21 protein-coding genes and 2 tRNA genes are annotated in these 25,125 nt (G+C 71.2%); 8 read left to right on the top strand and 15 right to left on the bottom strand.

Annotated elements, in window-relative coordinates; all coding sequences use genetic code 11:
• Positions 1-3: 3 nt before the first annotated feature.
• From L1785_RS05725 to pknB, 5 genes are read left to right on the top strand one after another with little or no spacing between them, the layout of a single operon-like run.
• Positions 4-1,536, top strand: coding sequence for a PP2C family protein-serine/threonine phosphatase (locus L1785_RS05725; RefSeq protein WP_236088241.1), 1,533 nt, complete (start codon positions 4-6; stop codon positions 1,534-1,536).
• Positions 1,533-3,140 (top strand): FtsW/RodA/SpoVE family cell cycle protein, encoded by a 1,608-nt coding sequence (locus L1785_RS05720; protein WP_236088240.1) that lies wholly within the window; start codon positions 1,533-1,535, stop codon positions 3,138-3,140. Before L1785_RS05725 ends, L1785_RS05720 begins: the two co-directional genes overlap by 4 nt.
• Positions 3,137-4,639, top strand: a complete 1,503-nt coding sequence (locus L1785_RS05715; protein ID WP_236088239.1) for a peptidoglycan D,D-transpeptidase FtsI family protein — start codon at positions 3,137-3,139, stop codon at positions 4,637-4,639. The genes L1785_RS05720 and L1785_RS05715 overlap by 4 nt, the downstream gene beginning before the upstream one ends.
• The gene (locus tag L1785_RS05710) at positions 4,636-6,249 is read left to right on the top strand and encodes a serine/threonine-protein kinase (RefSeq protein WP_236088238.1); all 1,614 of its coding nucleotides are present in this window, start codon (positions 4,636-4,638) and stop codon (positions 6,247-6,249) included. Before L1785_RS05715 ends, L1785_RS05710 begins: the two co-directional genes overlap by 4 nt.
• Positions 6,250-8,319: a Stk1 family PASTA domain-containing Ser/Thr kinase gene (pknB, locus tag L1785_RS05705; protein ID WP_372461794.1), complete on the top strand. Its 2,070-nt coding sequence runs from the start codon at positions 6,250-6,252 to the stop codon at positions 8,317-8,319.
• A 134-nt stretch (positions 8,320-8,453) separates the two neighbouring features.
• Here the strand turns inward: pknB and L1785_RS05700 are convergent, their stop codons facing one another.
• The 4 genes from L1785_RS05700 to L1785_RS05685 are packed head-to-tail and all read right to left on the bottom strand — an operon-like array spanning position 8,454 to position 10,941.
• On the bottom strand, positions 8,454-9,107 hold the full coding sequence (locus tag L1785_RS05700) for an aminodeoxychorismate/anthranilate synthase component II (RefSeq protein WP_236088237.1): 654 nt from the start codon (positions 9,105-9,107) through the stop codon (positions 8,454-8,456).
• 42 nt (positions 9,108-9,149) lie between these two features.
• Positions 9,150-9,314 (bottom strand): hypothetical protein, encoded by a 165-nt coding sequence (locus L1785_RS05695; RefSeq protein WP_236088236.1) that lies wholly within the window; start codon positions 9,312-9,314, stop codon positions 9,150-9,152.
• Positions 9,314-10,180 (bottom strand): class E sortase, encoded by an 867-nt coding sequence (locus L1785_RS05690; RefSeq protein ID WP_236088235.1) that lies wholly within the window; start codon positions 10,178-10,180, stop codon positions 9,314-9,316. Before L1785_RS05690 ends, L1785_RS05695 begins: the two co-directional genes overlap by 1 nt.
• On the bottom strand, positions 10,177-10,941 hold the full coding sequence (locus tag L1785_RS05685) for a DUF881 domain-containing protein (RefSeq protein WP_236088234.1): 765 nt from the start codon (positions 10,939-10,941) through the stop codon (positions 10,177-10,179). The genes L1785_RS05690 and L1785_RS05685 overlap by 4 nt, the downstream gene beginning before the upstream one ends.
• Positions 10,942-11,197: 256 nt before the next feature.
• On the opposite strand from L1785_RS05685, the gene L1785_RS05680 reads away from it, so the two are divergent.
• Complete coding sequence (locus L1785_RS05680) at positions 11,198-11,452, top strand: cell division protein CrgA (protein ID WP_236088233.1); 255 nt, start codon at positions 11,198-11,200, stop codon at positions 11,450-11,452.
• Between the two features lie 124 nt (positions 11,453-11,576).
• Here L1785_RS05680 and L1785_RS05675 read toward each other — a convergent pair whose 3' ends face one another.
• Complete coding sequence (locus L1785_RS05675; protein WP_236088232.1) at positions 11,577-12,386, bottom strand: rhomboid family intramembrane serine protease; 810 nt, start codon at positions 12,384-12,386, stop codon at positions 11,577-11,579.
• Between the two features lie 111 nt (positions 12,387-12,497).
• On the bottom strand, positions 12,498-13,037 hold the full coding sequence (locus L1785_RS05670; RefSeq protein ID WP_236088231.1) for a peptidylprolyl isomerase: 540 nt from the start codon (positions 13,035-13,037) through the stop codon (positions 12,498-12,500).
• A gap of 208 nt (positions 13,038-13,245) precedes the next feature.
• Between L1785_RS05670 and L1785_RS05665 the strand changes: the two genes are divergently transcribed.
• Positions 13,246-14,346 carry a hypothetical protein gene (locus L1785_RS05665; protein WP_236088230.1) on the top strand — a complete coding sequence of 367 codons (1,101 nt, stop codon included), beginning with the start codon at positions 13,246-13,248 and terminating at the stop codon, positions 14,344-14,346.
• A gap of 174 nt (positions 14,347-14,520) precedes the next feature.
• Here L1785_RS05665 and L1785_RS05660 read toward each other — a convergent pair whose 3' ends face one another.
• The 9 genes from L1785_RS05660 to gyrB form a co-directional block, all read right to left on the bottom strand.
• On the bottom strand, positions 14,521-14,940 hold the full coding sequence (locus L1785_RS05660) for a nuclear transport factor 2 family protein (protein WP_236088229.1): 420 nt from the start codon (positions 14,938-14,940) through the stop codon (positions 14,521-14,523).
• A complete protein-coding gene (locus L1785_RS05655) occupies positions 14,931-15,734 on the bottom strand; it encodes an MBL fold metallo-hydrolase (RefSeq protein ID WP_236088228.1) in 804 nt (267 codons plus the stop codon). The genes L1785_RS05660 and L1785_RS05655 overlap by 10 nt, the downstream gene beginning before the upstream one ends.
• Before the next feature lie 121 nt (positions 15,735-15,855).
• Positions 15,856-16,344 (bottom strand): MarR family winged helix-turn-helix transcriptional regulator, encoded by a 489-nt coding sequence (locus tag L1785_RS05650; protein WP_236088227.1) that lies wholly within the window; start codon positions 16,342-16,344, stop codon positions 15,856-15,858.
• A 222-nt stretch (positions 16,345-16,566) separates the two neighbouring features.
• A tRNA-Ala gene (locus tag L1785_RS05645) sits at positions 16,567-16,642 on the bottom strand.
• 16 nt (positions 16,643-16,658) lie between these two features.
• The gene (locus L1785_RS05640) at positions 16,659-16,778 is read right to left on the bottom strand and encodes a DLW-39 family protein (protein WP_236088226.1); all 120 of its coding nucleotides are present in this window, start codon (positions 16,776-16,778) and stop codon (positions 16,659-16,661) included.
• A 36-nt stretch (positions 16,779-16,814) separates the two neighbouring features.
• A tRNA-Ile gene (locus tag L1785_RS05635) sits at positions 16,815-16,888 on the bottom strand.
• 129 nt (positions 16,889-17,017) lie between these two features.
• Complete coding sequence (locus tag L1785_RS05630) at positions 17,018-18,643, bottom strand: DUF3566 domain-containing protein (RefSeq protein ID WP_236088225.1); 1,626 nt, start codon at positions 18,641-18,643, stop codon at positions 17,018-17,020.
• Positions 18,643-21,294: a DNA gyrase subunit A gene (gyrA, locus tag L1785_RS05625; protein WP_372461792.1), complete on the bottom strand. Its 2,652-nt coding sequence runs from the start codon at positions 21,292-21,294 to the stop codon at positions 18,643-18,645. The genes L1785_RS05630 and gyrA overlap by 1 nt, the downstream gene beginning before the upstream one ends.
• 110 nt (positions 21,295-21,404) lie before the next feature.
• A complete protein-coding gene (gene gyrB, locus L1785_RS05620) occupies positions 21,405-23,525 on the bottom strand; it encodes a DNA topoisomerase (ATP-hydrolyzing) subunit B (protein WP_372461791.1) in 2,121 nt (706 codons plus the stop codon).
• 372 nt (positions 23,526-23,897) lie between these two features.
• Here gyrB and L1785_RS05615 point away from each other — a divergent pair, with 372 nt between their 5' ends.
• A complete protein-coding gene (locus tag L1785_RS05615) occupies positions 23,898-25,010 on the top strand; it encodes a hypothetical protein (RefSeq protein ID WP_236088223.1) in 1,113 nt (370 codons plus the stop codon).
• Positions 25,011-25,125 lie beyond the last annotated feature (115 nt).

Here is a 25,125-nt window from a genome sequence, read left to right as displayed (position 1 = left end):
CACGTGACCGTGACCTTGCGCTATGCCGCGCGCTCCGACGTCGGCCTCGTACGTTCCAACAACCAGGACTCGGCGTACGCCGGACCCAACCTTCTCGTCGTCGCCGACGGCATGGGCGGGCACGCCGGGGGCGACGTCGCGTCCGCGCTGACCATCGCAGCCCTCGCGCCCCTCGACCGGCCGGACCACGGTCCGGACCAGGCACTGACCGACCTGGAGCAGACTGTCGACCGCGCGCGCCAGGACCTGGTCCGCGCCACAGTGGCCAGCCCGGAGCTCGCCGGCATGGGCACCACGGTCACAGCGCTGCTGCGGACGGGCAACACGCTCGCGATGGCCCACCTGGGCGACTCGCGCGCGTACCTCCTGCGCGAGGGCGTCCTGACGCAGGTCACGGTCGACCACACCTTCGTGCAGCACCTGGTCGACACCGGGCGCATCTCGCCCGACGAGGCCGAGCACCACCCGCAGCGCAACGTCGTGATGCGAGTGCTCGGCGACTTCGACCTCGATCTGACTCCCGACATGTCGGTCCGCGAGGCGCGACCGGGCGACCGCTGGATGCTCTGCTCGGACGGCCTGTCCGGTTTCGTTCCGTTCGAGCAGATCACGGACCTCCTCACGGAGACCCCCGAACCGATCGACGCGGTGGAGCGCCTCGTCTCGCTCGCGATGCGCTCGGGCAGCACGGACAACATCACGGTCGTCGTCGCCGACGTCCTGGACGACCGGAACGCCGCCGTCGCGGGGCCTGAGGCCGCCGCCGCACGCGAGCCGCTCGTCGTCGGCGCCGCCGAGCTCGCGGGCGTCGGCGCCCGCCTCTCCGCGAGCAGGTCGGGGCAGGCTTCCGGGACGACGGCCCCCGGTGCCCCGCGCGCACCCGGCACCGCTCCGCCCGACGGCGGCGACGCCCCCTCCTCGATGACGCAGACGATGGCGCAGGCGTTCGACGCCGTCGCGGCGGCGCACGACGGCGGCGGCACGGACGGATCCTCCGAGGCGCACGGCGCCGTCGCGACGCTGACCGACCCGCTCGCCGTCCCCCGCTCCGTCGACGGCGCCGAGGCCGGACCGGAGAACCTCGACGATCCGACGGCGGACGACGCCGACGCGCGCCCCGCGCCCAAGGCTCGCCCGTGGTTGACGGTGCTCGGCGCGCTCCTGCTGGTCGGCGGGCTCGCCGTCGCCGGGTGGGCCGGGTACCGGTGGACCCAGGGCCAGTACTACGTGGGGGCCGCCGACGGCCAGGTCGCCATCTACCGCGGCATCCCGGCCACAGCCGGCCCGATCACGCTCTCGCGGCCGGTCGAGCTGACCGGCACCGCGGTGGCGGACCTCCCGGCGTACATCGCGGACGCCGTAGGCGAGACCATCCGCGCCTCGTCGCTCGAGGACGCCCGCAGCCGCGTCGACCGGCTCATCGCCGAGGCGGAGGCCGAGACACCGGAGCCGTCCGCCTCGCCGAGCGCCTCCCCCACCGCCTCCCCGAGCGAGGTCGTCAGCCCGACGCCGAACCCGTCGGAGACCGCGGGATGAGCGGCGTCGCGCCGGCCGAGCCCGGCATGCTGCAGACGGACGAGCGTGTGCCGGCCCGTGTCGCCGAGGCGTTCCTCCTGGTGGTGGCACTCGTCCTCAGCGTTGGTGCCATCTGGATGGTCGGCGAGTCGATGGTCGGCGGGCTGCCGCCGGGATTCTGGACGTACACGCTGGGGCTGACCGGGCTCGCGCTCGCTCTCCACCTCCTGCTGCGGTTCCGGGCACCGTACGCCGACCAGGTGATCCTGCCGGCGGTCGTCCTGCTCAACGGGCTCGGCCTGGCGATGGTGCTGCGCATCGACCTCGAGGACGCGCGGTTCGCCACGCCCGCGAACGCGGGACGCCACTTCATGTGGATCCTGCTCGCGATGCTGTGCGCCGGGGTGCTGCTGTGGTTCCTGCGCGACCACCGCTCCTGGCGCAAGTACACCTACACGGCGATGATCGCCGGCATCGTGCTCGTGATGCTCCCGCTGATCCCGGGCCTCGGGAGGCCCATCAACGGCGCCAAGGTCTGGATCTTCATCGGCCCGTTCTCCCTGCAGCCGGCGGAGTTCGCGAAGATCGCGTTCGCCGTGTTCTTCGCCGGGTACCTGGTCACCAACCGGGACACGCTGGCGCTGGCCGGCCGCAAGGTGCTCGGGCTGCAGCTCCCGCGTGCGCGGGACCTCGGTCCGATCCTCGTGGTCTGGGCGATCTCGCTGGGCGTCCTCGTCGGCCAGACCGACCTGGGCACGTCGCTGCTCTTCTTCGGCCTCTTCGTCGGCATGCTCTACCTCGCGACCGAGCGTGGCGGGTGGGTTGCGATCGGCCTGGTGATGTTCGCGTCGGGCGCCGTGCTCGCCTGGTCGATCTTCGGGCACGTGCAGAGGCGTGTGGACATCTGGCTGAACCCGTTCGACCCGGAGCTGATCACCGGGGCGTCCTTCCAGATCGTCCAGGGACTCTTCGGGCTCGCGCACGGCGGCATGTTCGGCGCCGGCTGGGGCGAGGGCATGCCGTATCTCGTTCCGTACGCCTACTCGGACTTCATCTACTCGGCGCTGGGCGAGGAGCTCGGCCTGACCGGCCTGCTCGGGATCCTGCTCGTCTACCTGGTCATCGTGGAGCGTGGCCTGCGCAACGCGATCGCGGTCCGCGACGGCTTCGGGAAGCTCCTCGCCGGCGGTCTGGCGTTCGTCATGGCCCTGCAGCTCTTCGTCGTGATCGGCGGCATCACGCGGATCATCCCGCTGACCGGCCTCACGCTGCCCTTCATGGCACAGGGTGGCTCGTCGCTGCTCGCCAACTGGGTCGTGGTCGCCCTCCTCCTGCGGATCTCGGACAACGCCCGACGCCCGTCCGCCCTGCCGATGCGCGGTCAGCTCGCCGGCCCGACACCGCACGAGGTCGGCCAGGGTCCCTCCGGGACGGGCGCGCTGCCCGTGGCCGCCGGTGCCGCGCGCGACGCCGTCGCCGTGCCCGGGCGGTCCGCCAACCCTCCGGGCGAGTCGTCGTTCGGCCCGCCTGCCGGACCGGCCGACGGTGCTGCCGCCGATGGAGCGGCCGGCGGTGCGGAGACCACCGTGATCGTTGACGGCCCCCGCGAAGGAGGTACCCGGTGAACGCGACCCTGCGCCGCCTGTCGACGGTCGTCATCGCCATGTTCATGGCGCTGATGGTCTCGACCACCTGGATCCAGTTCGTCCGGTCCGGCGAGTACAACGAGAACCCCAACAACAACCGCAAGATCTACGCCGAGTACGGCAACTTCCGGGGTCCGATCGTCGTGGGCGGCGAGGCTGTGGCCGCCTCCGTGGCAGTGGACGACCGCTACGGCTACCAGCGGGTCTACGGGAGCGGTGACGCCACCCGAGCGCAGATCTTCGCCCCGGTCACGGGCTTCTACTCCGTGACGGGCAACATCTCGGGCATCGAGAACGCCAAGGACTCCTTTCTCTCCGGCAGTGCCGACTCGCTCTGGCTCGACCGCCTGCAGAACCTCATCACGGGCGAGGAGGTCCAGGGCTCCTCCGTGGTGCTCACCCTCGACCCGGCCGTGCAGCAGGCCGCCTGGGACGCGCTCGGTGACCAGAAGGGCGCCGTCGTCGCGATCGAGCCGGCCACGGGCAAGATCCTCGCGCTCGTCTCCCGACCCACGTTCGACCCGAACGTCCTCGCGACCCACGACGACACGGCGACCACGAACTACGAGGCCCTGGCGAACATGAAGCTGCCCACGGCCACGATCGACGGGTCGGCCGCGAACAGCCCCTACGGCCCGCTGACCAACCGCGCCATCGGCGCGACCTTCTTCCCGGGCTCGACGTTCAAGCTGGTCACGTCGGCGGCCGCGATCGAGAGTGGTCAGTACACGCCGAGCACGCAGATCCCGGCGCCCGACACCTACCTGCTCCCGGGCACCTCCACCGAGATGCAGAACTTCGGCGGCGAGCGGTGCTCGGCGACGGGCCAGATGACACTGCTCGATGCGCTGCGGATCTCCTGCAACACGGCGTTCGCCCAGCTCGGGACCACTCTGGGCGAGGACGCGCTGCGCGAGCAGGCCGAGGCGTTCGGGTTCAACGACACGCTCGAGATCCCGATGTCGACCACCGCGAGCAGCTACGAGGCCGACATGTCGCCCGACAAGGTCGCGCAGACCGGCATCGGCCAGGGCGGGGTCAAGGCCACGCCGCTGCAGATGGCGATGGTGGCGGCCGCCATCGCGAACGACGGCGTCCTCATGGAGCCGTACCTGGTCCAGCAGATTCAGGACAGCGACCTCGCCGTCATCGAGGAGACCTCGCCGAAGCGCTACAAGACGCCGATCTCGCCGTCCACCGCCGAGGCGCTGACCCAGATGATGCTGGCCGTGGTGAACGACGGCTCCGGCACGGCGGCCCAGATCCCGGGCGTGGCCGTCGCGGGCAAGACCGGCACCGCCGAGGACGACCCCCGCCAGCCCACTCTCTGGTTCACGGCGTTCGCACCGGCCGAGGCCCCGGAGGTTGCCGTGGCGGTCGTCCTGGAGAACGGCGGCGAGTCGACCAACGAGTCGACGGGCGGCCGTCGCGCCGCGCCGATCGCCCAGCAGGTCATCCAGGCGGTGCTGAGCAGATGAGGCCGATGGAGGGGGCCCGGCTCGGCGAGCGCTACCGCCTCGTGCGGCGGCTCGCCGTCGGCGGGATGGGCGAGGTCTGGGTCGCGTTCGACGAGACGCTGCGCCGCGACGTGGCCGTCAAGGTGCTCCGCGAGGAGTACACGGGGAACGAGGACTTCCTGCGCCGCCTGCGCACGGAGGCCCGCAACAGCTCGACGCTGGTGCACCGGAACATCGCCCAGATGTACGACTACGGCGAGGAGCGCGGCGCCGGCTTCCTCGTCATGGAGCTGGTCCTCGGTGAGCCGCTCGCCGACCTCCTGGAGCGGGAGCCCGTCCTCGCACCCGCACGGCTCCTGCCGATCCTGTCGCAGACGGCGCGAGGCCTGCACGCCGCGCACGGGGCGCAGGTGGTGCACCGCGACGTGAAGCCCGGGAACATCCTGCTGGAGCACTCCGGCACGGTGAAGATCACCGACTTCGGCGTGTCGGTCGCCAAGAACCAGGTGCCGATGACCGCGACGGGCATGGTCATGGGCACGGCCCAGTACCTCTCGCCGGAGCAGGCCGTGGGCCAGCCGGCGACCGCCGCCTCCGACATCTACGCCCTCGGCGTCGTCGCGTACGAGGCGACGGCGGGCCGCCGTCCCTTCACGGGCAAGACCCCGGTGGACATCGCGATCGCGCACGTGAACTCGCCCGTGCCGCCGCTGCCGACGTCTGTGCACCCCGGCCTCTCCGAGGTCATCGTCCGCATGCTCGAGAAGGACCCCGGGCGGCGCTACGCGTCGGCCGACGAGCTGGCCCGGCTCCTGGACTCTCTCGCCACCGAGATCGCCGCCGACCCGTTCGGCACGGCGCGGTACACCTCGCGCCGGTCGCGGCGCGAGTCGGCCGGCGCGACCGCCGACCCGCAGGCCGTGTCGTTCCCGCCGACCGTCGCGCCGGCACGTGGCGACGGACAGAGCGGCGGACGTGGGGCCGGCCACGGTGGTGGATACGGCGGCGGCCACGCGAGCGGGAACGGCGCCGCCTTCGACCCCCACCTCCTGCCGCCGCGGCACGCCACCCCGTCCGGCCGGGCGGTGCACCAGCACACCGCCGCGCCGGCTCCGCTGCCCGACGCCGGAGCGCACCCGGGTGCACCGGTCCCGCAGGGGTACCAGCCGGGCTCGGGCTACATCCCGAGCGCGCTCGGGACCGACGCGCCGTCCCGCTCCTACCCGTCACGGCGCGAGGTCCAGGCCACGACCCGGTCGGACATCCGGCGCGTGCAGCCCGCCCGTCCGGGTACGTCCCGCGGTCCGCAGGGCTCCGGGAGAGGCGCCCGGACGGCGTCGGGCATGCTCGACCGCCTGCGCGAGTCGCTGGGCGGCCGGCTCTCCTGGCCGCTCGTCGCGCTGGTGGGACTCCTGCTCGTGGTCCTGGTCGCGAGCCTCCTCGCGAGCCGTGGCGACGACGACGCGGCCGTCACGCCGCACCGCGACACGCAGGGTCTGTGGAAACTGAACACCGAGAACGCTGAAACCATGGTTGCCGAGGCGACGTCCAGTCGCCCCGACTCTGGGATGATGCTCCCTGACGAGTTGCGCGATGGTCATCGCGTGGCCACGACACCGAAGGACGTCTGAGTGGTGGACAACACGCCCCGGGTACTCGCCGGCCGGTACGAGGTCGGCGAGCTCATCGGTCGCGGCGGCATGGCCGAGGTGCACATCGGGCACGACACGCGACTCGGTCGTACGGTCGCGATCAAGGTGCTGCGCTCCGACCTCGCCCGCGACCCGTCCTTCCTCGCGCGCTTCCGCCGCGAGGCGCAGGCCGCGGCGGCGCTCAACCACCCGTCCATCGTCGCGGTGTACGACACGGGCGAAGACGTGCACCACGACTCCCAGGGCGGTGAGGTCCACGTCCCGTTCATCGTCATGGAGTACGTGGAAGGCCACACCGTCCGCGACATCCTGCACGACGGCGCCGCGGTGCCGATCGAGGAGGCCGTCGAGATCACGGTGGGTGTCCTGTCCGCGCTCGAGTACTCGCACCACGCGGGCATCGTGCACCGTGACATCAAGCCGGCGAACGTGATGATCACGCCGACCGGTGCGGTGAAGGTGATGGACTTCGGCATCGCGCGCGCCATGGCGGACTCCGCGTCCACGATGACGCAGACGCACGCCGTCATCGGGACCGCCCAGTACCTCTCCCCCGAGCAGGCGCGCGGCGAGCAGGTGGACACCCGTTCCGACCTGTACTCGACGGGCTGCGTGCTGTTCGAGCTGCTCACCGGACGTCCGCCGTTCCAGGGCGACTCGCCTGTCGCCGTCGCGTACCAGCACGTGGGGCAGGCGCCGCAGCGCCCGTCCGAGATCGCGACCGACGTCCCGGACGTGCTGGACCGCATCACGCTCAAGGCCCTCACCAAGGACCGCGACCAGCGTTACTCCACCGCCGCGGAGTTCCGCGCCGACCTCGACGCCGCGATGCGCGGCGGCCAGGTCGCCGCGCCGATGATCGGCGGCGGCGTGGGCATGGGCGGCGCCGCGACCACCGTCATGATGGGCCCGGCCGCCGGCCAGTACCCGCCGTACGGCGGCGCCGGGGCCACGCAGGTCATGGCCCCGATGGGCAACGGGACTGCGGCGCCCGGCTCCCCGTGGGGCGCCCCGGCGGGCCCGACGACGCCCGGCGGCGGCTTCCCGGGCCCCGGAGGACCGGGCGGGCGGGCGCCGCAGCGCCAGGAGACGGACACCAAGAAGACCCTGCTGTGGACCCTCGTGGGCATCGCCGCGGCGGCCCTCGTGGCGATCGTGATCTTCCTGCTGATGCAGCCCGGGACCGAGCAGGTGCGCGTGCCCACCCTGACGGCCGGCATGACCACGGCGGAGGCCGAGGCCGCGATCACGGAGGCCGGGCTGGTCCCCGTGCTGACGGTCGATGCCGAGGCCACCGTCGAGCAGGACACCGTCACCGGCGTGACGGACCCGCCCGCCGGCGAGGAGGTCGACGAGGGCTCCGACGTTCTCGTCTACTACGCGGGCGAGCCCGGGGCGGCGACGATCCCGGACGTGTCGGGCCAGACCCGGGAGGCGGCCACGACCGCGCTGGAGGCGCGCGGCTTCACCGTGAACGCCGTCCCCACCGCCGAGAACCACCCCACGATCAAGAAGGACCTGGTCATCAAGACGGACCCGGGCGCCGGTGCGACCGTCTCCACCGACACGACGATCACGCTCTACGTGTCGACGGGCAAGGTGACGGTGCCCGACGTCCGCGGCGACGCCCAGGACGACGCGGTCCGCACGCTCCAGGACCTCGGTCTCAACGTGGACACGCGCACCGTCGAGAGCGAGGAGCCGGTCGGTACGGTGGTCGAGCAGAACCCGCCCGCGGGCGACGTGGACCAGGGCTCGCGCATCACGCTCGGCATCGCCGAGGAGCCGGCCCCTGACCTGACGCAGGTCCCGACCGGCCTCGTGGGCATGACGCAGGCCGAGGCCGAGGAGGCCCTCGGCGGGGCGAACCTCAACTCCCGCATCGAGACGGCGTACTCGGAGGTGGTCGACCGCGGCGAGGTGATCTCCTCGAACCCGACGCCCGGCTCGCAGGTCGAGACCGGCACGGAGGTCACGATCGTGATCTCGCTCGGGCCGCAGGGATCGGGCAACAGCACCCCGACCCCGACGCCGACCCCGACGCCATAGCGCGACGCGCAACGACGAAGGCTGCCTCCCCGGTCGGGGAGGCAGCCTTCGTCGTTGCGCGGCAAGGTTGGTTGCAGGAGACGCCGGTTGCGGGATCAGACCGGTTGCGCGACCAGACCGGTTGCGCGGGAGCGTCAGTCCTGGTGCACGAGCGGAGCCATGCCGGCCGACCGCTCCACCGCACCTTCGAGCCCGCAGGTCTCCAGCCAGTTGGCCAGGAGCCGGTGTCCGCCCTCGGTCAGCACGGACTCAGGGTGGAACTGCACGCCGTGCAGCGGCAGGACGCGGTGCTGCAGGCCCATGATCACGCCGCTCCCGGTGGTGGCCGTGACCACGAGCTCGTCCGGGATGCTGTCGGGTGTCGCGGCGAGCGAGTGGTAGCGGGTCGCCGTGAACGGGTTCTTCAGGCCGGCGAGCACACCGGCGCCGTCGTGCTCCACGAGGCTCGTCTTGCCGTGCATGAGCTCCGGCGCGTGCGTCACCTTGGCGCCGTAGACCTCCGCCAGGGCCTGGTGCCCGAGGCAGACACCGAGCATCGGGGTGGCCGAACGGGCGCACGCGCGGATGACGTCCTCGCTGCTGCCCGCCTCGTGCGGCGTACCGGGCCCGGGTGACACCAGCACGCCGTCGAACGGCGTCCCGTCCTCGTCGTGGAAGACCCCGTCGGCGTCCGGCTCCGGCACGGCGTCGTTGCGCACGACGACGGTGCTCGCCCCGAGCTGGTCGAGGTAGCCCACGATCGTGTAGACGAACGAGTCGTAGTTGTCGACCACGAGGATGCGCGTCATCCCCCGATCGTACTGGGCCGCGGGCGAGTACCGGTTCCCGGCTCAGCCTCCGGCGCCCACGGTCGTGTCGTTGAACGGCATGTACTCCGCGAGCCACGGGTACACCCACTCGAAGCACGCGGCCACGACCGCGCCCCCGAGCACGACCGCGAGGACCACCCGCAGCCACAGCGGCCCCGGCAGCAGACGCCAGATCGCCCCGTACATCACTCCACCCCCGCCGCGTCGAACGTGATTCCGGCGTCGAGCAGCTCCTGCGGCGTGCCCTCGCTCACCGGCGCCCAGTAGTCCAGCGTCCCGTGGACGATGTACCGCTCCCTCGCGGAGTACATCGGGTGGCAGGACGTCATCGTGAGGTATCGCTCCGTCAGCTCGGGCAGGGGGTCGCCCGCGCGCAGGCCGGGTACCGGGGCCACCACCTCGACCTGCGTCGGCGCGACGATCTTCGACTCGGTCACGCGGTACACGTACCAGGTGGTCTCCGTCCGCACCACGACGGGATCGCCCGGCTGCAGCTCCGCGATCCGGTTGTACGGCTTGCCGTAGGTCGTGCGGTGGGCGGCCGTCGCGAAGTTGCCGACGTCGCCCGGCATCGCGGTGTCCGGGTAGTGGCCGATGCCGATCGTGTCGAGCACCGTCGGCTTGTCGGTGCCCTCGGCGACCGGCTTCACGTAGTCCGCGCCCCAGCGCGGCACGTAGAGCTGGGCGAACACGGTCGCTTCGGCGGGCTGGGCGTCGACCGGAGGCGCTTCCTCGTGCCGGGTCGCCACGCTCGGCCCGGCCGACTCGGCCGGCGCCGGTGGTGGCGTCCAGTCGAGACCCGCGATGATCTCCTGCTGGTGGCGGTCACCCTCCACGTCGGTCCACCAGAGCTGCCAGACGACGAACAGGCCGAGCAGCACGCCGGCCGTGACGAGCAGCTCGCCCACGACGCCGACGACCGCGGCGACGACGCCGCCCGCGGTGGGCGACCGACGTCGGGCACCCGCATGCTGCGGACCCGGCCACACGGGTTCCGGGCCACGGCCCGAGCTTGCCCCGCCCGGCGCGGGTGACGACTGGCGCAGGGTCACGAGAAGACGTCCGTTCCCTCGGGTACGCGAGCGTGGCGCAGACCGCTGCCGCCCGTGAAGGCGGGCAGCTCGACCTGCTCGTGACGATGGACGGACCAGCCGAGGTTCACCCAGTCGACGTAGTCGAGGTAGGTCTGCACCCCAGGCGAGCGGTCGAGCGCGGCACTGAGCCGATCCGGGTCGCCGACCGCGGTCACGACGTACGGGGGAGAGAAGACCTTGCCGTGCAGCAGGAGGATGTTCCCCGAGCACCGGAAGGCCGACGTCGCGGTCACGCGCTCGCCCTGGAGCGTCATCGCCTCCGCGCCCCCGGCCCACAAGGCGTTGATCACGTCCTGCAGGTCCTGCTGGTGCACCACCAGGTCGTCCGCCTGGGCACCCGCGACCGAGACCGACGACGGCGGTGCGTCGTCGAGCGACACCGTCAGGCCCGGGCCGGACACGGCCACCGAGCCGGACACGACGCCCTCGCGCGCGGCGAGCAGGGCGTCGCGCGAAGGGATAACGGTCCCGACCGGGTCGTCCAGCGCGCCGATCTGTGCTGTCAGCGCCTCGACCTGCTCGGACAGCTCGGCGACGCGCCGTGTCTCGGCGTCGGCGAGCGACACCAGGTCCTGCGGCTGTCGAGCATCCTCCCCGCCCGCGAGCTGTGCGCTCATCGAGAAGATCAACCCCGCCGCCGCGAGGACCGCACCGACCGTGATCGACGACCGCAGCCCCCGGCGCACCGGGGCGGCCTCGAGCGTGCCCGTCTCCGTCATGCCGCCCCCTCCACGCGCCCGTCGCCCACGCATCTGTCGTCCGTCATGCTCGCCCGGCCTGGCGGCCGGCTGGCCGGCGTCTGTCGTTGATCGGCCTTCAGGCCTTGTGTCGCCGGCCTGTCATCGGCCTGCCGGCGCCTGTCGTCACGCACCGGTCACGGCCGCGTCCCTGTCAGGTCCCGGTGACCACTACGCTAGTCCACGATAGCTACCGTCGGCCGCATGCGGCCGTCCCCCCAGGACAGGAGCCCGCCTCGTGCCCGAGTCGAAGACGCGCAAGAAGAAGGTCGTCCCGCGTGCGGAGCGGACGGCCGCAGCCGACCGGCCCAGTCCGCCCTGGCTCGCGCCCGTGATGGTCGGTCTGATGGTGCTGGGCCTCGCCTGGATCGTGACGTTCTACCTCACCAGCGCCGACCTCCAGCTCCCGCTGCCGTGGATCGGCAGGTGGAACCTGGCCGTCGGTTTTGGCCTGCTGATCGCCGGTTTCGGGCTCACGACGCGCTGGAAGTGAGCCGCCGAGCCTGAAGGCGGCGGGCCGGGTGACCGGCCCACCGCCGTCTTCCACAGCTGTGGGTAAAGCTGGGGAAAAGAGAGGTACGCGACAGATCTCGGCTTGGACGAACTGAGCCGACGGATCAGAGCATCCCGACGCTCGAGTACTTCCAGGCCGCAGCCAGCACCAGCAGGACCGCGCCCGCGACCGGCACCAGCCACGCCGTGACCGGTCGCAGCGACCGTGGCGCGTAGGCGAACGCAGCGGCCACGGCGGCGCCCGTGATGAGCCCGCCGAGGTGGGCCTGCCACGAGATCCCGGGCACCAGGAAGCCGATCGCGAAGTTTACGCCGAGCAGCACCAGCACCTGCCCGCCAGAGCGGCCGAGCCGGTTCAGCACCGGGAGCATCGCGCCGAACAGGCCGAACACCATGCCCGAGGCGCCCACCACGGACGGTCCCCAGACCCAGCCCTGGGCGGTGAGGACGGGTTCACCGGAGAGCAGCAGCACGCCCACGGAGCCGCCGACCGCCGCAAGCCCGCACAGCGTGGCGAACCGCGCCCGCCCGAGCAGCGGCTCGAGGAACGAGCCGGTGATCCACAGGGCGTACATGTTGAACAGGATGTGCAGCGGGCTCGTCGAGTGCAGGAACGCGGCGGTGAGGAACCGCCACGGCTCCTGCAGACCGCCGCCCGGCCAGAAGTCCCACAGCGAGGTCCAGGCGCCGCCCGTCGCGAGCTGCAGCAGCCAGCTCGCCACGCACACCGCCACGATCGTGAGCGTGACGACCGGGCGGCCGTCGGTCAGCGAGCCGCCGAGCGCCGTCCGCACGCGAGGTGCCCGCCGCGCCGCCTCCCGCACGCAGTCGACGCACTGGACGCCCACGGCCGCCGGGCGCTGGCACTCCGGGCACGCCGGACGGCCGCAGCGCTGGCACCGCACGTACGACACGCGATCCGGGTGCCGTGGGCAGACGGGAACCTCTGCCGTTGACCCGGGTCCCACGCCTGGGCCGGCGGGCTCCGAGGGGCCCTCGGGCCCGCCCGCTCGCTCGCCGATGGCTCAGTCCTCGATCGTCACGGACGTGATGGCGATGTCCTCGACCGGGCGGTCGCCCGGACGGGTGCGCGCCGAACCGATCGCGTCGACGACCGCGCGCGACTCGTCGTCGGCCACGCGGCCGAAGATCGTGTGCTTGCCGTTCAGCCACGGCGTCTCGGTGGTCGTGATGAAGAACTGCGAGCCGTTGGTGCCTTCGGTCTCGCCCGTCACCGGGTTCCGGCGCTTGCCCGAGTTCGCCATCGCCAGGAGGTACTTCTGGTCGAACGCGAGCTCCGGGTGGATCTCGTCGTTGAACGTGTAGCCCGGACCGCCCGTCCCGGTGCCGAGCGGGCAGCCGCCCTGGATCATGAAGTCGTCGATCACCCGGTGGAAGATCAGGCCGTCGTAGAACGGGTCCTTCTTCTCCTCGCCGGTGCGCGGGTCCGTCCAGACCTTGGTGCCCGTCGCGAGCCCGACGAAGTTCGCTACCGTCTTGGGAGCGTGGTTCGGGAGGAGCTCGATGCGGATGTCGCCGGAGGTCGTGTGCAGGGTTGCGAACATGTCTCAATCCTCCCACGACGACGCGGTGGCGCGCCGCGCCCGCGCGCAATCCGCGCCGGGTCCGCGCGGATCTGCGTGGAGCCTCCGCGAGGATTGCCGCCCTTTGGTCCGGGCTTGCCTCGCTTCGGTCGCGCACCGGTGGCAGAGTGGGCACACGAGGAATATGCACTGATCATCCGGCCCGAGACCGGCGTCCTGGGGGTTGTTCATGACGCGCAAGAAGGTGACCGACTACGTCGACACCAGCAAGATCGACGTGGCCAAGATCGACACGGAGAAGGTCAAGGAGCAGGCCGCGGTCGCAGCGGCCGTGCTCGCCGACGTGAGCTCGAAGGCTGCGGCCCAGGCGGGCACGCTCGCCGGCCAGGCCAAGGACAGAGCCGTGCAGGCCAAGGACTGGGCCGAGCCGAGAGTGGCGGAGTTCATCGCCTGGCTCACCCCGCGCGCCGAGAAGGCCTGGCACGACAGCGTCCAGGCGGCAGCCCCGCGGGTCGAGAAGGCCGCGGAGAAGGCGGGGCCGCTCATCGACACCGCCCACGACAAGCTCGTCGACGACGTGCTGCCCAAGGTGGTGGCCGCCTTCAACAGCGCGGCGGCCAACGCCGCCCATGCTGCTGAGGGCAAGGTCGCCGCGGGTACGACGGCGGCAGCCCAGTCGGCCAGGTCCCTCGCCGACAAGGTCGCCGCAAAGGCGGACAAGGCGTCCCGCTCCGGACGGAAGCGGGGTTGGCTGTGGGCGCTGTTCGGTGTGGGCGCCGCAGCCGTCGGCTACGTGTTCTGGCGGCGCGCCCAGCCGCAGAACGACCCGTGGGCCGAGCCGTGGGAGCAGGTCACGAAGCCCGACTACACCGGTGCCGCGCGCGACGCGAAGCACGCGGTGGCGCACGCCGCCGAGTCCGTGGGCGAGGCGGCGGGCACGGCCGTCGCCATGGGCCGCGAGGCCGGCGCGAAGGCAGCCCAGGCCGCCGAGGACCTCAGCGCGAAGGCCGCGCAGGCCGCGGAGGAGGTGCGGACGATGGCGGCCGAGGCTGCGGCCAAGGCCTCGGAGGCCGCGAAGTCGGCGGCTGACAGGGCGACCACGACGGCGAAGGTCACGGCGCAGAAGGCGAGCGCCCAGGCGCGGAAGGTGTCGGGCGCGGTTGCCGACAAGGCGACGTCGGCGGCGGACTCTACCGCAGTGGCGGCCGACGCGGCCGCCGACAAGGTCACCGAGGCGGCCGACATGGCGGCCGAGAAGGCCGCTGACGCCGTCGCCGACGCGGCCGACGAGGTCGCGGAGAAGACGAGCGAGCACCGGCCCGAGGGCTGACTCCATCGATCACGACGGCCCGGTCCCTTTTTGGGGACCGGGCCGTCGTGTTGCTACCCGCGGTCGCACAGCCGGTCAGAAGGGTCCAGCGCTCTCCGCCTGACGCGTCGGCCACCATCCCGACCCCGTCACGCGGGCGGACCACCTCGCCGCACTGGTGCCTACGTATCGGCCTCAGGCCATGGCGTCTCGGACCTTGGCGGTGTCGACGAACTGCTCGAAGCGCACGATCAGGCCGCCTCTGACGGTGAAGTGGTGGGCGACGCGGACGGCGAGGTCCTTGCCGGTGGCCTTGTTGCGGGCCGTGTAGCGGGCCAGGACCACGACGTGCTCACCGTCGACCACATAGGTGTCGTCGTGAGCGGTCCAGCCTTCCCAGTCGGCGCCGAGCCGCTCCATGACGTTCGACGTGACGCCCTCGGGAGTCCGGTAGGTCCCTGCGAGCGGGAACCCAGCCATCTCGGTCCATTCCACGTCGGGGGCGAGGGTGGCGCGCAGCGCCGGCAGGTCGCCCGCGGCCGAGGCGAGGTACTGGCGGCGCACCACGTCGCGCGGAGCCGCGGAGCTCGCGAGGTCGGTGTCGTTCAGCCCCATTGCATCTCACCCTTCGCGACCTTGCCGCCGATCTGGGCGGCGACAAGCAGCTCGGCGTCGGGGTAGCGGCGCACCAGCTCGGCTGTGACGGATTGGCCGTCGCTCTGGTCTGCGAGGATCTCCTCGAAGGCATTGAGGTAGTCACGGGTGTGGCGGACCGCCTCGACGGTCGCCGGCGCCCCGGGGGCGCGGTGGCCGGGCACCACGAGCTCGGGCTCGAGTGCCTCGATCTCGTCGAGGACGCCCTTCCAGACCGTGCGGGCGTCGGCACCCGTGTCGGCGGTCCAGACGTGCTGGCCCGAGAACACCAGGACGCCGCCGAGAACGACGCGGTGGTCGGGCTGCCAGAGGTAGTGGCGGTCGGCGAGCCCCGCGGCGCCGCCCTTGAGCTCGAACGGGTGGCCTTCGAGCTCGAGGTCGCCGGTGAGCGGTTCGAGCTCGATCAACCGCGTCGGGAGGTTCGCCCCCGATGCGGCCCAGGCCTGGAGCTTGCCCTCGTAGGAATGCTGGATGTGGTCGATGACCGGCGGGGTGGCGACGAAGCGTGCGCCGGGAAAGGCGTCGGCGAGGACTTCTGCGCCGAAGTAGAAGTCGGGATCGCCGTGACTGATGACCACCGTCCTCAGGGTCTTGCCCGAGTCGAGGACCGCAGCGGCCAGGCGGTGGCCGTCGGCTCGGGTGAACCCTGCGTCCACCAGCAGCGCCTCCCGCTCGCCGGTGACGAGGGTGGCGGTCTTGGCCTTGCTCCCGGCGGGGAAGTCCAGGTCGAGAATCGTGAACTCGAGCGTCGTCATCGCTGCTCCTCGTAAGGTGCTCGTTGCGACCCCGCCTGCTGCGGGCCCGCTTCACCTAACAGAAAGTATCTGCGCAGTCAGATATTCCGCGAGTCAGGGGGTGTGGCCCGGATCACTGGATTCAGCGCAGGCGCGGAATCGCCTCGCGGGCCGAGTGGCTCAGCGTCCGCAGGTCCTCAGCGAACCGCTTGCGGTGCTCGACCGGAATGGGTTCGACGAAGTGCCGCCGGACGTTCTCCAGGTGCACCCGGGTCGCCTCGACGGCTTTGGCCGCGCCCGCTCCCGTCAACCGCACCAGACGTCCGCGCCGGTCGCCCGGATCGAGAGTGCGCTCGACGAGTCCGAGCGCTTCCATACGGTCGATCAGCCGCGTCACGCCGCCGGTGGTGAGCACCTGCTCGCGGCTGATCGCGCGCATCGACATGCCCCGGTTGCCTTCGCGGGCCAAGATCAGCAACACCTCGTACATCAGGTGCGAGATCCCGCACTGCTCCTCGATCGCGCGCCCGAGCAGGTACTCCAGCCGGTTCGCCGCTCCGAGCAGCCGCCCGAAGGCAAGCACCAGGTCGTTGCCGGCGGCCTCCTCGGCCGTCATGATCTCCTCGCCCACAGTGCCCCTCTCCCATCGCAGAACCCCAAGATACGACGGCGAGCACTGTGTCTCGCGCCCTGGCGAGCTGTCGGGGGCCGGCCAGAGAGCGGCGATGCCTCGCGGGAGCGGCGATTCCCGGGGGAGAGCGCATGGTGAAGGAGCGGCCACCGTTCGTGAACTCTCCGGCGCCGGGAATGACGACGCCCACCGAGAGCCGAATGTATCGGCCCTGGTGGGCGGTGGTGGAGCCAAGGGGACTCGAACCCCTAACCCCCTGCTTGCAAAGCAGGTGCGCTACCAATTGCGCCATGGCCCCGGGGAACGGCCCGGAGTCAGTCCAAGCTGTCCGTGACCTCGGACCAGAGGTCCCGGCCCTCTGCGTCCTCGTTGAGCTTGCGCCACAGGACGTAGCCAGCACCAGCCGCGAGCAGCAGGATGAGCAGCTTCTTCACGATTCCTCCTGGTGGGACCGATCGAGGTCCGGGGAGTGGGGCTAGGAGGACTTGAACCTCCGACCTCTTCCTTATCAGGGAAGCGCTCTAACCGTCTGAGCTATAGCCCCATAGCGCGAGCGTCGTGCCCTTGCGCCGCACGAGACCTTACCGCAGGCAGGGGGTCTGTCCCAAACCGAAAAGCAGGGTCTGCGGTGTGACGTGCGCCCGAGTGATCCCGGGCGCACGTCGAGGGTACGTCAGTCGTCCGTCAGCGTCATGTGCACGCCGCCGACGAGCGCCGCCGTGATGTTGTACAGGAACGCCATGAGGGTCGCGAGCGCCGTGGTGAGGATGATGTTGCAGATCGCCACGAGCGTCGCGAGGGAGAGCCACCGATTCATCTCGAAGTACTGGGTCAGGTTGGTCACGTCGTACTGCGGCCCGATGGCGTTCGCGACGAACTCCTCGACCCTCACGAACACGCCCAAGCTGTTGAGCACCGACCAGAACACGCCCGTGGCCACCACGACCATGATGGCCACCGCGACCGACAACAGGAACGCGAGCTTCATGACCGACCACGGGTCCACCCGAGACACGGCCAGCCGCACGCGACGCGGACCGGCGGGAACGCGCGGGAGCTGCCCGCTCTGCGGCTGCGGGGCGCCGGGCGGAACCGCGCCGGGCCTGGGCACGCCGCCCGCACCGGGCATGGCGCCCGGGATCCCGCCCGGCGTTCCGACACCCGGCACTCCGACGGGGACGCCGACCGGGACCGCGGTGCCGCGCACCCCGCCGGCTGCGTAGTGCATCTCCGGACGCGAGCCCGGCGGGGGAGGGGCAGGGGTCTCGTCGTCGGTGCTTGACTCGGGCAGCACGGAAGACACCTTCTTGGCGGCGCTGCGAGCAGCCGCGAGGGCCGCGGCCGCAGCCTTGACTGCTCCGGCCTTGACGCCGGCCGCGGCATCGGCCAGCGGGGACGACGCCTCGTCGCCCTCGCCCTCTACCGCAGGGACGTCGTTGGACGTGCTCTGCTGGACCGGACGGTTCCACGGCTCGCGCACCGGGGAGGCCCCGACCGTGGCGGGCGCGGTACCGGGCACTGCGTCGGCCGCAGAGCGCCCTGGCAACCCCTTCCCGGACGCCGCGCTCGTCGGCACCGTGGAGAACGGGTTCGCCGCCGGAGGCGGCGGGACCGGCGGCACCGCTGTCCGCCCGGAGGCGGACCCGTTGACGGCTGCGGGACCGGGGGCGGACGTCGACGGGGCCGTCGCTGCCGGCGAGCTGTCGCCCGCGGCGTAGGCGGAACGCCAGATGCCGCCCTGCACGGGGACACCCGACGTGGAGCTCGAGGACGACGAGCCGGTCGGCGGCGCGGACGGCGGCACGGGCGACGAGAGCCCTGACGGCGAGGTGCCCGGCGTCGGCGCGGACTCGTGAGCTGCAGGCGTCGGCACGGCAGGCGTCGGCGGGGCGGGCGTCGGCGCGGCAGGCTTCAGCGCCGAGGACGCCTCGGCCGCAGGCTTCGACTCCGCGGCCTTCGACTCCGTGGGCCCGGATCCCGGCGCGGGGGTCTGCGGAGCCTTGGGCCCGGGTTCGGGTTCGGTGCGCGCGGCCCCGTCGGGCGACTCCGTCGATCCAGGCCCCGTCGCGGTCTTGGGCCTCGCGAGGTCGTCCACGCGCTCGGCCGTGGTCTTCTCCTGAACCGCAGCCGGCTCGGGGATTTCACCCGCGCCGGTACTGCCGGCGCTGGACGCGGCGCTGCCGGGCGATGCGTTCCCCGGCACGGTGCCGATCCGCACCTTTGTGATGTCCAGGTCCTCGTCGAGCTCCGGCGACGTGGCCGTGCCCGTCTTCGGCCCGCTGTTCTCGCTCGTCGTCATCAGCTGTCCTCGCGTCCGGTGCTGTCCTGCTCAGGGGTGCTCGGAGCCTCGCCGAGACTCGCCTCGCCGCCCACCGTATCGCGGTCGACGGACTCGCCGTCCTCAGGCACTTCGCCCTCCTCGTCACCGAGGTTGCGCTCGGCGTTCCGGGCCACCGCGATAATACGGTCCCCCTTGTCCGGCTTTGCGAAAGTCACGCCCTGGGTGTTCCGTCCAGTGAGGTTCACCTCCGCGACGGCCGAGCGCACGATCTTGCCACGCTCCATGATCACCAGCACCTCGTCGTCCGGCTCGGTGACGAGCGCCCCCACGAGGTCACCGCGCGCCTCGACGAGGTTGGCCACCTTGATGCCGAGGCCACCACGACCCTGGACGCGGTACTCGGAGACCCGGGTGCGCTTCGCGAACCCACCCTCGGTCACGACGAACAGGTCCGACCCCTCGGCCACGACGTCCGCGGACAGGAGCTCGTCGTCCCCGCGGAACTTCATGCCGGTGACGCCGGAGGTTGCACGACCGAGCGGGCGCAGCGTCTCGTCGTCGGCGGTGAAGCGGATCGACTGACCCTTGCGCGAGACGAGGATGAGGTCGTCGTCGGCGTTCACGAGGCGTGCGGAGACGAGCTCGTCGGGGTTGCCCTCCTCGTCCTCGCGCAGGTTGATCGCGATGAGGCCGCCCGAACGGGGGGAGTTGTACTCGGCCAGGCGCGTCTTCTTGACCAGGCCGCGGCGCGTCGCGAGCACGAGGTGGTCGGCCGCGTCGTAGTCGGGGATGTCGAGAACCTGTGCGATGTGCTCGTCCGGCTGGAAGGCGAGCAGGTTCGCGACGTGCTGTCCCTTGGCGTCGCGGCCGCCCTCCGGAAGCTCGTAGCCCTTGGCGCGGTACACCCGGCCGAGGTTCGTGAAGAACAACAGCCAGTGGTGGGTCGTCGTCACGAAGAAGTGGTCGACGATGTCGTCCTCACGGAGCTGAGTGCCCCGGATGCCCTTGCCGCCGCGCCGCTGCTGCCGGTAGCTGTCGGAGCGCGTGCGCTTCGCGTACCCGCCACGGGTGATGGTGACGACCATCTCCTCCTCGGCGATCAGGTCCTCGATGGACACGTCGCCGTCGTACGGGAGGATCGTGGTCCGTCGCTCGTCGCCGTACCGCGTGACGATCTCGTCCATCTCGTCGCCCACGATCGACCGCTGGCGCTCGGGCTTCGCGAGGATGTCCCGGTAGTCGAGGATCGCCGTCTCGAGCTTGGCGTGCTCGTCCAGGATCCGCTGGCGCTCCAGGGCAGCGAGCCGTCGGAGCTGCAGCGCCAGGATCGAGTTGGCCTGCTGCTCGTCGACCTCCAGCAGCTCGATCAGGCCCGCCCGGGCCTCGTCCACATCGGGGGAGCGGCGGATCAGCGCGATGACGGCGTCGAGCGCGTCGAGAGCCTTGAGGTAGCCCACATAGATGTGGATCTGGTCCTCGGCCTCCTTCAAGAGGTAGGCCGTGCGCCGGCGCACCACGTCCATCTGGTGCGTCGTCCAGTGGCGGATGAACGCGTCGATGCTCAGCGTGCGCGGGACGCCGTCGACGATCGCGAGCATGTTCGCGCCGAAGGAGTCCTGGAGCTGCGTGTGCTTGTAGAGGTTGTTGAGCACGACCTTCGCCACGGCGTCGCGCTTGAGCACGATCACGAGGCGCTGGCCGGTGCGGCCAGACGTCTCGTCGCGGATGTCGGCGATGCCCTGGATCCGGCCTTCGTTGACGAGGTCGGCGATCTTCGAGGCGAGGTTGTCAGGGTTCACCTGGTACGGCAGCTCGGTGACCACGAGGCAGATCCGGTTCTGGATCTCCTCGACGTTCACCACGGCTCGCATCGTGATGGAGCCGCGACCCGTGCGGTACGCCTCCTCGATGCCCTTGTGGCCCAGGATCTGCGCCCCTGTCGGGAAGTCCGGGCCCTTGATGCGCTGCAGCAGGGCCTCGAGCAGCTCCTCGCGGGAGGCCTGCGGGTTGGCCAGGTGCCACCGGACGCCCTCGGCGACCTCGCGCAGGTTGTGCGGCGGGATGTTCGTCGCCATGCCGACCGCGATGCCGGCGGACCCGTTGACCAGGAGGTTCGGGAACCTCGCCGGGAGCACGACGGGCTCCTGCGTGCGGCCGTCGTAGTTGTCCTGGAAGTCGACGGTGTCCTTGTCGATGTCCCGCACCATCTCCATGGCGAGCGGGGCCATGCGGCACTCCGTGTACCGAGGCGCGGCCGCGGGGTCGTTGCCGGGCGAACCGAAGTTGCCCTGGCCCGCCACCAGCGGGTATCGCATCGACCAGTCCTGCACCAGCCGGACCAGCGTGTCGTAGATCGCCGTGTCGCCGTGCGGGTGGAACTTGCCCATCACGTCGCCGACGACTCGTGAGCACTTCGAGAAGGCGCGGTCGGGCCGGTACCCGCCGTCGTACATCGCGTAGAGCACGCGCCGGTGCACCGGCTTCAGGCCGTCCCGCACGTCGGGCAGGGCGCGCCCCACGATCACGCTCATCGCGTAGTCGAGGTACGACCTCTGCATCTCGAGCTGGAGGTCCACCTGCTCCACGCGGCCGTGATGCACCGCCAGGGGTGCCTCACCGCCGGGGATGCCGTTGTCGGGGTTCTCCACGCCGGGTGTCTCGTCCGTCACCGTCTGTTCTTCCTTCCCACGCCGGTGGGCGTGTCACTTCGACTCCTGGGCTCCGGCTGCGCGAGCCGGCGACGACCGCCACAGGTGGGCGACCGCCGTCGGGCAACGTGCTAGATGTCCAGGAACCGCACGTCCTTGGCGTTGCGCTGGATGAAGCTGCGGCGGGACTCCACGTCCTCGCCCATGAGCACCGAGAAGATCTCGTCCGCTGCGGCCGCGTCATCCATCGTGACCTGCAGCAACGTCCGGTGCTCGGGGTCCATGGTGGTGTCCCACAGCTCGGTGTAGTCCATCTCGCCGAGGCCCTTGTAGCGCTGGATGCCGTTCTCCTTCGGGATCCGCTTGCCCGCGGCCGCGCCGGCCGCCAGGAAGGCGTCACGCTCCCGGTCGGAGTACACGTAGTCGTGCGGGGCGTTCGACCACTTCAGGCGGTACAGCGGCGGCTGCGCCAGGTACACGTGGCCGTGCTCGATGAGCGGGCGCATGTACCGGAAAAGCAGCGTGAGCAGCAGCGTCGCGATGTGCTGGCCGTCCACGTCGGCGTCGGCCATCAGCACGATCTTGTGGTACCGCAGCTTCGAGATGTCGAAGTCCTCGCCGATTCCCGTGCCGAAGGCCGTGATGATCGACTGGACCTCCTGGTTCGAGAGGGCCTTGTCCAGGCGTGCCCGCTCGACGTTGAGGATCTTGCCGCGGATCGGGAGGATCGCCTGCGTGTGCGGGTTGCGGCCGCGGACGGCCGAACCGCCGGCGGAGTCGCCCTCGACGATGTAGACCTCGCACTCCTCGGGCCGGTTGGACTGGCAGTCGCGCAGCTTGCCCGGCATGCCGCCGCTGTTGAGGATGCCCTTGCGACGCGTCGCCTCACGTGCCTTGCGCGCCGCGATGCGGGCCTGGGAGGCCTGGATCGCCTTGCGGATGATGTCCCGCGCCTCGGCGGGGTGCGCGTCGAACCAGTCGGTCAGCCGCTCGCGCACGACCCGCTGCACGAACGTCTTGGCCTCGGTGTTGCCCAGCTTCGTCTTGGTCTGGCCCTCGAACTGCGGCTCGCCGAGCTTGATGCTCAGGACCGCGGTGAGACCCTCGCGGATGTCGTCACCCGTGAGGTTCTCCTCTTTCTCCTTGATGATGCCCTTCTCGCGGGCGTAGCTGTTGACCAGCGTCGTCAGTGCCGCGCGGAAGCCCTCCTCGTGCGTGCCGCCCTCGGGGGTGGAGATGGTGTTCGCGAAGGTGTGGACGGACTCGCTGTACGCGCTCGTCCACTGCATCGCGATCTCGACGCTGATGCGCCGTTCGGTGTCCTCCGACTCGAAGTCGATGACCTCGGGGTTCACCAGCTCGACCTTCTTCGCCGAGTTGAGGTGCTTCACGTAGTCGGTGAGGCCGCCGTCGTACCGGTAGCTCACGCTTCGGCCCGACGCCGCTCGCTCGACATCCAGCCCGCTGACTGCCGGGGCGTCGCCCGGCTGGGCGCCCTCGGCCGCCGCGGCGAGCATCTCGGGCGTGATCTGCGGCACCGCGCCGGTGACCTCGTCCTCGAGGTCAGCGTGGCCCTCGCGCTCGTCCGTCAGGGTGATTCGCAGGCCCTTGTTGAGGAACGCGTACTGCTGGAAGCGCGACCGCAGGGTTTCGAAGTCGTACTCCGTGGTCTCGAAGATCGAGCCGTCCGCCCAGAACGTCTGGGTGGTGCCGGTGTGCTCGTCCGGACCCAGCGCCGCGAGGCGCTCGACCTCCGTGACCGGGTTGCCGCCGTCCGCGTACTCCTGGCGCCACCGGTAGCCGTCGCGCTTCACGTCGGAGACGAACCGCGTGCTCAGGGCGTTCACGACCGACATGCCGACGCCGTGCAGGCCGCCCGAGACGGCGTAGCCGCCACCGCCGAACTTTCCACCGGCGTGCAGGATCGTCATGACGACCTCGAGCGTCGGACGCCCCTCCGTCGGGTGCATGGCCACCGGGATGCCGCGGCCGTTGTCCTGCACGCGCACGCCACCGTCCGCCAGCAGCGTCACGTCGATCGTGTCTGCGTGGCCCGCCAGAGCCTCGTCCACAGAGTTATCCACAATCTCGGTCACGAGATGGTGGAGTCCGCGTTCGCCGGTTGATCCGATGTACATCCCCGGGCGCTTGCGGACGGCCTCGAGGCCTTCCAGGACGGTGATGTTCCCGGCGTCGTAGCCGCCGTCGATTCGCTCTGTCACGGGCTGTGGTACTCCTCGTCTTTCAGGCACACGACGAGCACGCCCCACAGGTGACGGCTGGGCCGGACCCGGGTGAAAAAAGACTGGCGGCAGCCACGCTCGTCGGCGGCTGGTCGGTGCTCAGCGTTCCGGGCGGAACCCGGCGCGGTTGACCTGCTCAGTCTACCTTCTGGGGGCCGGAAACCAGGGATCTCACCGGCTCCTGTGGACAGTTCTCCACAAGGTTCTTCCACAGGGGTGACAGGGCGGTGCGTCGACGTTCTCGGAAGAGCGCCACAACGTTTCCAGGAAGCAGTTCGTGGGGTCGGTATGAGGGCGCATATCGGGAAATCTCCGCCTTGCGACCCTCACCCCTCACCGCCTCGGCGACCTCCTGGTCGCCCGTCTCTCCGAAGAGGTCCCATGCCCAAGAACCTGGTGCGCGCCGCGGCTGCCGCGCTGACCGCCGGCCTCATCCTCACCCCGACCGCGGCGATCGCCGACGAGACGGAGTCCCTCGACCCCGTCTCCGACGCCGCGACGACTGCGGACGCGGCGGTACCGACCGGCCTCAACCCCATCTCCCTCACCGCCGTCTGCGACAACGGCGAGGCCTTCCTCGATTACGTCATCGAGCCCCACCCCGACGCGGAGACCAGCCTTGCTACCGCGACCTGGAAGTACTCCTACCAGGGCCAGCCCGTCGGCGAGGCGCACGGCGTCTACATGGGGGCGTTCACGGGCCGCCTTCCTTGGTTCGACCTGGCCCCGCAGGGTGACGGCTGGGTGATGCGTGAGTACGGGATCCCTGTCGACGACATCGACCTGTACTTCTCGGCGAACACCGCGCGCGAGGACGACGGGTTCACACAGATCGAGGTCACCGTGGAGGAGCCGCCGCTCGACAACCCCTGCGGGCCGCCCGCGCCGCTCGACGTCGTCGTGTCTCCCGAGCTTCCCGCCGGTGTCCAGTACCCGATCACCGCCTGCGATGCCGGACCGGAGGACGTGCCGCTCCCGAAGGACACCGAGGCGATCAGCTACCGCCTCGACGGGAGCAACCTTGTTGCGACAGCCAGCTCCGGCTACTCGTTCGGGTGGTACGGCGAGGTCAGCAGCAAGCTGCCGTGGACTCCGCGCTCGACCGCCGGCAACTACTTCGGCTACTACGACGTGGTCACGGCACTGAGCATGCCGGCGTTGACGCCGGCCTGCGGAGATGCGCCGACGGCCGCCGCCGCGACCCCGACCGCCGCAACCCCGGCCGCCGCTGCAACCCCGACGATCCCGATGCTCGCGGAGACCGGGGCCACCGTCACCGGCGCGTCCGTCCTGGCCGGACTGCTCGTCGCCGCCGGCCTGGCCCTCCTGAGCTCCCGCGGGGGGTTCGGGCGCCCGCCTGGCCGGTTGGCCTCGGGGCCGACAAGCGCCGAAGGCGGGTACCCCCACGGGGCGCCCGCCTTCGGCGCTTGTCGGCCCCGGAAGGAGAGGTGGTCGGCAGGACGGCGTGATCGCCCGCTGACCGCGCACCGCTGACGCCGGACAACCGGGGCGGGCACCCTTCGTGGGTGCCCGCCTCAGTCATGTCCGCTGCTCACGGAGACCTGGGTATCCCCACTCAAAGATGGGCATTTCGCCCATCTGCCGATTT

This window comes from Antribacter soli (genome assembly GCF_021568775.1).
GTDB lineage: Bacteria > Actinomycetota > Actinomycetes > Actinomycetales > Cellulomonadaceae > Antribacter > Antribacter soli.
Note: the sequence above shows the minus strand (reverse complement) of the source record. Positions and strands in the feature narration are given on the sequence as shown.